Annotated in this window: 1 protein-coding gene; it reads left to right on the top strand. The window is 61.9% G+C overall.

The genetic code is table 11. The annotated features are described in order from the left end of the window. A partial coding sequence (locus AB1462_RS31750; RefSeq protein WP_367249042.1) for a TRAP transporter large permease subunit occupies positions 1–485 on the top strand: 485 nt, incomplete at both ends.

Raw genomic sequence — 485 nt, 5'->3', positions numbered from 1 at the left:
CTGCGTGCCGGCATCGCAACGCCGACGGAAGACAGCGTTAACGCCGTCTTCTACGCCCTCGTCGTCAGCACGCTTCTTTACCGCGACCTGACCGTCGCCCGCATCCACAGCGCCCTGGTCAACACGGTCGTCACCACCGGTCTGGTCATGCTGGTCATCACCGCATCCAGCCTTGTTGGCCATGTGCTGATCTCCGAGCGTGTTCCCACGATCGTTGCGCAATGGGATCAGGAAGTGCTGGTCAACCCGATCCTCATCATCCTGATGATGAACATCATCATGCTGGTCGTCGGCATGTTTCTCGATCTGCCTGCCGCCATCCTGCTGCTCGGCCCGACCTTCGTGGCCATCGGACAGGCGATCGGCATGGATCCCATCCAGCTCGGCGTGATGATCTGCATCAACCTGTCGATCGGCCTCTTCACCCCGCCCATTGGAACCACGCTGTTCATCGGCGCGGCAATCGCCCGCGTGCCCGACGGCAC

Origin of the sequence: Pseudomonas sp. SB113 (assembly GCF_040754745.1) — a bacterium.
GTDB classification, from domain to species: Bacteria; Pseudomonadota; Gammaproteobacteria; order Pseudomonadales; family Pseudomonadaceae; genus Aquipseudomonas; species Aquipseudomonas grimontii.
Note: the sequence above shows the minus strand (reverse complement) of the source record. Positions and strands in the feature narration are given on the sequence as shown.